This window comes from Paenibacillus taichungensis, assembly GCF_013359905.1.
Lineage (GTDB): Bacteria > Bacillota > Bacilli > Paenibacillales > Paenibacillaceae > Paenibacillus > Paenibacillus taichungensis.
On sequence record NZ_JABMCC010000089.1, the window covers coordinates 92547 to 99602 of the forward strand.

Sequence of the window (7056 nt, forward strand, 5' to 3'; positions counted from 1 at the left end):
GTTTATGGCTTGTAATGGTCTTCTCACATACAGTTCATCCCCCCTTGTTGCAAATAACCAGCAAAAAGTTACACGAAAAAGGGAGAAATTCCTGCTGATTCTACCCAGATATCTTCTGATAAGAGAACTGGTTTATAATTAAGACCCCATCAAATGATACTTTACCCTTATATATTACTTGACCTGATGCGTTATAAATCATCCCAACTGCAGATTTTTGATCTTTAGTGAAACGGCCCTTGAACACTAATTTATCAGGTAGTTTCAGTTTTCCCTCATTCAGTCTCTGGTGCCCAAAATCACCTTCATAAAAAGTAGAATCGGACTGAGTTAGTGCGCCTTTAATTAATACTCCGGATTCGAAACTCCCTTTCAGTACGACTCTGTCTGCTTCAGAGATACTAATCATACCTTCACCATCCGGAAGGCCATTTTTCCATTGGCCACTATAGAGCAGATTTAATTTAGAAGAATACAAAGTGCCTTGGCCATGGGGTAAGTCATTCGTCAAATTCACTTCTCCAATGTACTTCGTTCCCCAGGATAATTTAATGCCACTATTACCGGGGATCTTCCAACCATCATTTATAAAAATCCGCGTATAAATGTTTGTGTTGAAGTTGACGTTCTGTGGAAGACTCATATTGACGGTTTGTCCCATTGAAACCCAATCTACTGCCCCACCGATCGTCTCAACGAAGGAAACAGGTACAAAGGTCTCCTTATTGATTAGAAGAGCTGGCGCCCCCATATCCTTCCGTTCTCCGTCAACGAGCACATAATTGGAGCCATCGTTCTTTTCAATACCTGAACCGGTATGAATTATAATTTGTTTTCCTTCTACCTTAATTAGTGCATCCATTGTCAAGTCATTGTACTCTAGTGATGCCCCAAGAGGCTCTAATATTTTTCTCACTGGCACCATGGTGGTTTCTCCTACTTTAAATGGTTTTGAATCTTTAAAATCATACGTTTTATCACCAATCAACACCTTTATAGGTGGATCATTCTTAATTAATTGCTCCTTTATATCTTGAGCGGAACATGCAGTGGTCGCTATTAGAGCAGATACCAAGGTAATCATTAATCCTATTTTTCTCATATTCATTATTATCCTCCTGATGATTGATTCTCCTAAACAATCGCTACTCTCATTTTACTTGATCCCACCTATAGTGTAAATCATGAATTACAAATTTGATTTCGTTCGTTTACAAAAAAAAAAAGAAAGAAGTACTCTTATAATTAGAGTACTTCTCTCAATAGAAAATTATTGAACTTGCAATTCAAACGTTGAAGGCGTACCGAAAGTAGAACCTCTCTTACCTTTAATGATTAAACTATAAGTTCCAGGACCGGCAGTACTAACATTTCGTTTAAATGTATATACAATTCGATCCTCAACCAGCTTACCTGTTCCATAATTTATACGCTTATCATCTGGATCTCGAATTTCGAATGTGAATTTTTGTGCTGCCCCGTCCACATTGTTCGCTACAGATGCATTAAATACAATATATTCACCTTCTGTTTTCACAGAATAAATAGCATCTTCGGCAGTTGGTGGCTCAACCATAGAAGCAGTTACAGTTACACTTTTCGTCTCAGAATAAGAAGAAACTTTGCTGGATGTGTTGTAGGCTTCAATTTTCACTGTGTAGACACCGGCAGTGTTAAAGATATAAGCTTTTTCTTCACCATCAATAATTCCAGCTCTTGTTTGTTGAATTCCCTTTTCATTTTGAACTACAAAGTATAGTGGATTAGTTCCCTGTCCTGTACCTGTTACATGTAAGATTCCATCTTCATCAACAAATGCCTCTACCAAACTAGGTGCTGCTGGTAATTCTACAGTAAATTTAGGTGCAATAATTTGTTTAGCCTCCCCTAAAATTGAACCGGCCTTAGGGGTGAGTCTGTAAGTGTACTCAGTGTTCAGTTCCAATCCTACGTCTTTATAAGATTTCTGAGTGGTCAATGTAAACGTCTTGATTACAACCCCATTGAGCATACGTTCAAGTTTGTATCCAGTTGCTCCATCTACTTTAGTCCATGTCAGGGTGTTCGTATTCTTAGTCTGTGCGGTCACTTCAAATTTGGTTAATACCAGGTTTTCTTTGATCAAACCATTTTTTAACACGGTAATTCTTTTATTCAGTTTTGTTTTACTTGAACTTGTTTTCAGTTGACTAACTGCTAAAGCTGCTTGTTCATAGTCGTTTTCAAGCAGACTACTTTCAGCAAATTCGACTAGTGTTTCGGCATTAAGAACCTCTGTTTCTTCTGATCGAGCACTATCAATTTTTAACTTGAGTGTTTCAAGTTTAGTAACTAAATCAGATTTCGATGATTCTGGAAGTGGATTTACTAATGCAATTGCAGCGTTATAAGATTCCAACGTTTTTGCGCTTGTAGCTCGTGTAACAGCCAAGCTCGCATTTTGCACAGCCTTCGTCAAATTCACTTCTGCTTGCACCTTAGTAAACCGCTCTGTAAGTTCATTTTTCAGATTACTTGCCGGCAAAGCGTCAATTGCTGATTTCGCTTTGGTCAGATCTGCTTGTTTCTTACTTAATTCTGCATCAGACAATTTTGTCTTAGCTGCATCAAACTGACTTACACTCTTACCAACATCAGTAATTGTTGATTGGAGCTCATTCAAAATATCAAGCAGGTAAGTTTTCCAAGCACCTTCTCTAAGCTTTTCTACCAATTCTTTCGCTTTATCTACATCCACTTGCGTTTGAGTTGTCTCTGCATGGAAGACTGCTTCCTTTGCTGGCTGCAGATTACGTTTGAGGTCAATAATGGATTGAACACTGTCCAATCGCAAGTTCAATTTTTGCTGATCTTCATTTTTCAACTGAGCCACCTGAGTTCGGGCAGCATCTACATCCGCCTGATCTCTGGAAAGTTCTGCGATTCTAACAGAGTTCGATGCTTCAGCAAGTAAATTCAGGTATGCATCTCGCTCATCAATTTTAACTTGCAGTGCATCTAACCGGAGATGTAGATCAGTTTGGTCATCCGGATTCAGTATATTAACAAGTTCACGCGCATCGTCCAAATCATCCTGATTCACAGACGTTTCCGCTTTCTTCACTGCCAGTATAGCTGCATCTAGTCTATCTTGATAGTTTTGATTTGAATCAATTAGATCCTGGACAACATCCAGACGTGATCCAAGCAAAGCCTTATCATAAGTGTTGAGATCTTTAATTAAAGCTCTTGCTACAGTCACATCCGATTGAGATAACGATTTTTCGGCTTTTTCAACAGCGGCCGTAGCATCCTTTAACTTTTGATCGTATGCATCGTTCAAAATATCTTGCAGTGCATCAAGACGATCGTTGAGAATTTCTTGATCTTTATCTTTGAGTTTGCTAACCAAGTCTCTCGCTGTATCAAGGTCGGTTTGGGATTTGGTTGACTCTGCTTTAACTACAGCAGTGGTCGCTGCTTCAACTTGTTTTGTATAATTTGAATCTGAGTCAATTAATACTTGCACCAGGTCTAGACGTCCGTTAAGCAATAATTTATCACTTTCACGAAGAGCTTTAACCAAATTTCTTGCATCGTTAACATCTGTTTGTGTCTTGGATGTTTCTGCTTTAACTACAGCTTCTGTCGCTTTATTCAATTGTTCGATATACAATGCCTCAGAATCAATCCAATTTTGCACTGCATTCAAACGATTCATTAGAGCTGTTTGATCCGAAGCACGTAGTGCTTGTACCAGAGTTTTAGCACTGTCTACGTATTGCTGTGTCTTGGATGTCTCTGCTTTGACAACAGCTGCGATAGCTTCTTCCACTTGTTTGGTGTAACCGCCCTCGGATGCATCAATATCAGATTGTACAATATCTAGACGGGCAGTAAGTGCAGTTTGATCAGTATCACGCAAACCTGCTACTAGCGATCTTGCTGCATTCACATCGATTTGTAATCTAGACCCTTCTGCTTTCTCAACAGCAATAACCGCTTGATTCAATTGTCTAATATAACTTGTTTCTTCATCAATATAGTTTTGTATAATGTCCAATCGGACAGAAAGTGAAGATTTATCTACAATACGCAAGGATTGTACTAAGGTTCTTGCTGCATTCACATCAACTTGCAATTTAGATCCTTCTGCTTTAACAACTGCATCAGTAGCCTCTTTTAATTGTTTTACATAAACTACTTCTGCATCAATCAATATTTGGACAGCATCCAAACGTGTAGTCAGATTGATTTTATCATTTCCTTTTAGAGCATTAACCAACAATCGAGCTGCATCCAAATCAGCCTGAACCAGAGATTTCTCAGCTGTAATGACAGCCTCTGTCGCCAGTTGTACTTTTTGTTGGTAAGCAGGATCTTTTTGATTAATAAGGTCTTGAAGAGCATCTAATCGTCTCTCGAAGTCGATGCGATAGTGCTCATCAAGGGGGATAAGCCCCTTAACTACTGCTCTTGCTTCATCTAAATTTGCTTGATCTTTCATGACTTCGGCAACATACACTTTGTTATAACCAATCGAATTGTTTTTTTCTTTTTGTAGATAATCGATAGCATATGTTGATACTGCTGATGTGACACCAAATTTATTCTTTGCACGTGCCTCGATAATTCGATCACTCGTGTAATATAGACCGCCCGTTGTCGTGTATGTGGTCCACGTTGAATCTGTACTATTTTTGTATTCTTTGATCGTTGCATCACTAGGATAATTAATTATGATAACGACACTACCATCACGATCACTATCATTATTCACTGTAAATGTTGGGCTGCCTGGAATCGATGTATCAATAGAGTTGATGGCCAGTTCGGCTACATCAGAAGAGAGATTTGACTCATTTGTTACTCTTGCTTCGATTAATCCATTATCCTTAAAAGTAATCGTCGATCCCGATGTTACAGTATTCCATGCTCCGCTTTTAAAACGGTATTCAAGTTTTAGCGTATCAGCGGATTTTGGACTGCTAAATTTCACATTCATTTCGTTGTTCGTAAATTGTGATTCAAGTATAGGTTTAGAAGGCTTTACGTTAAGTCCTTTTACTTGATAAGTACTTGTTTTACTTTGACCTAAAGTATCCGTAACTTTTGCTTCAAGTAGGCCATTCTCTTTGATATTGATGCTGGAACCTGAATTAATAATGATCCATTCCCCATCATTTAAGCGATATTCAAGAATGAGTGGAAGGACATAGGCTGGATTATTTATCGTAATTTTCATTTCATTCTGTTGAATCCCTGAAGATATAATTTCCGGGCCCATAAGAGGTGCGTTTGTGATATTCAATAGTGCTGCTTGTTGGTTAATTCCTGTCTTTGAAAAACCAAGCTGGCCTTTAGAACTATCTCCCCATCCCCAAGTATCTCCATTAGTGTCAATGGCAAGAGCATGAAACGCACCCATAAAGATGTTTGAAACATTTGTTAAATTGTTAACTTTAACTGGTCTAGGATTTGTAGACGTAACGCTAGGCAATCCAAGTTCTCCCGATGAGTTCGTTCCAGCTCCCCATACAGTTCCATCTGCCCGAACAATAAGTGATGCTCGAAAACCCAAAGCGATATCAACAATGTCGTTTATCTGAGCATCATAACCATCATCCAAAGTACCATATTTATGAGCCGAGTATGTATTCTCAATTACGGTACCACCTATTTTTGCATTTCCATAACCTGTAGAACCGTTAGAAGTTCTCCCCCAACCCCAAGCTGTTCCATCGTTTTTAAGTGCAAGGGTAGTAAACTCTGTACTAACTACTTTTTTTACATTAGACAACACTTTAACTGGTGTTTTACGTGTAATGGTTGTATCGCCATCCCCGATCTGACCAAAACTGTTGTTTCCCCAAGCCCATAGACTACCATCGCTTGTTATCGCATATGCAGTCTTATATCCGGCTTCAATATGAGTGACATTAGTCAAACCTTCTACTTTTCGGGGAACATACGAATCCGTGTCTGTACCAATTGTTCCCCAAATCCAAACCGTCCCATCATTCTTCAGGGCGAGTGAATATTGTGCTCCCGCAGCTACCTTCTTTACATCCGAGATTCCTTCGACGACTGTAGGTACCTTTACATCTTCTGTTCGAGATGGAATTCCTAAACGATAACTTCCTAATGCCTGCCCCCAAGCCAAAACGTGACCGTCACTTCTAGCTACTAATGTAACGTTCTGACCAGTTGAGATATCAATCGCGTCATCTAAACCAGACTTAACAAAGTGCTTCACATCTGTTCGCTCATCTGCATCCAACTGATAGAACGAGTTATCCCCGGTCCCATACCAATTAGCATCATTAGCTTTTACAAATGTAGTGTAATATCCGGTAACTACGTCAACTGTTTTTGCTGAATCTGCACTTGTCTTTTCCGGATACAAGAAAGGACTGATCAGCATTGATACACCTAATACTGATGCCATAACACTTTTAAAGGTTCTTACTTTCCTCATGCTTTTTCACTCCCATAATTAATATAATCATCGCTATTAATGATACTCCTTTGTAAATCTTTTGTAGGTACCCTTTCGGGTACATTTTCTTACCCAAAGAGGTACAATATTGCTTGCTATGGAATGTGGACTTAAATAAAACTACTTATTTTGGTAGATGACTTAGTTATAACCTTATAATAAGGGATTTTAAGAGATTGGCATGTGGTTCGCTAAAGTTTGGACAGCCTAAAGACCATGCCTTGCCCTAAGTTGATTCATCTCCAGCAGCCTTATTGAGTTGATAGAAAGTACTATAAAGAATCATTAACACTACAGTCAGGATTGAGGTGATTTAAAAACTTCTCATGAAATTACTTTGTCGACAGTTTCATTCATTTATCAAAAAAAGCACCCTCTCAATGTACAAGAAGGTGCTCATTTCATGTTACTGACGAACCCATCCGTCTGGTGTGCCCGATGGATTGGAATCTGGATCAATACCACCGGAAGCTACGGAGTCCATATTTGTCAGTACTGTGTTACCCGAATCACGCATGTACTGAGAAACCAACCAACCCAATCCGACTGCAATGGCGATACCGCCCAACATCAGCATA

The 7056-nt window shown here is 39.0% G+C and carries 2 protein-coding genes; both read right to left on the minus strand.

The genetic code is table 11. The annotated features are described in order from the left end of the window. Positions 1 to 100 precede the first annotated feature (100 nt). The gene (locus HP548_RS02870; RefSeq protein ID WP_175380837.1) at positions 101 to 1108 is read right to left on the minus strand and encodes a stalk domain-containing protein; all 1008 of its coding nucleotides are present in this window, start codon (positions 1106 to 1108) and stop codon (positions 101 to 103) included. A 162-nt stretch (positions 1109 to 1270) separates the two neighbouring features. Then, positions 1271 to 6457 (minus strand): hypothetical protein, encoded by a 5187-nt coding sequence (locus HP548_RS02875; protein ID WP_175380838.1) that lies wholly within the window; start codon positions 6455 to 6457, stop codon positions 1271 to 1273. Positions 6458 to 7056: the final 599 nt, after the last annotated feature.

Bases quoted from the DNA above. Each gene is read 5' to 3' on its own strand.
- HP548_RS02875 (WP_175380838.1), bottom strand. From the start codon at position 6,457: ATGAGGAAAGTAAGAACCTTTAAAAGTGTTATGGCATCAGTATTAGGT.
- HP548_RS02870 (WP_175380837.1), bottom strand. From the start codon at position 1,108: ATGAATATGAGAAAAATAGGATTAATGATTACCTTGGTATCTGCTCTA.